This is a genomic window from Nesterenkonia sp. K-15-9-6 (assembly GCF_052656005.1).
The window spans coordinates 1-231 of record NZ_JBQYEY010000096.1; the positions used below are offsets into that span (position 1 = coordinate 1).

1 protein-coding gene is annotated in these 231 nt (G+C 66.2%); it reads left to right on the forward strand.

Features of this window, described 5'->3' with window-relative positions; translation table 11 throughout:
- A partial coding sequence (locus SD455_RS16745) for a hypothetical protein (protein ID WP_445508767.1) occupies positions 1-231 on the forward strand: 231 nt, incomplete at both ends.

Below are 231 nucleotides of genomic sequence, written 5' to 3' on the forward strand. Positions count from 1 at the left end.
CGCTGGCTGGTGTACCTGGCAGCGCTGATACCGCTCGGAGCCGGCATTGCTCATCTGATCAAGGCCTGGCGGGCGAAGTTCGAGCGTTACTTTCAGTGCGACGAGCAGACCATGCGCGTGGTGCGGCCAATATCGCGCATCGGCCTGGCGGCACGTGGCTGCGTGCTGCTGATCATTGCCGCGTTGCTGCTGACCGGCGGCAGCCGATACAGCCCGACCGATCCGCCCGGG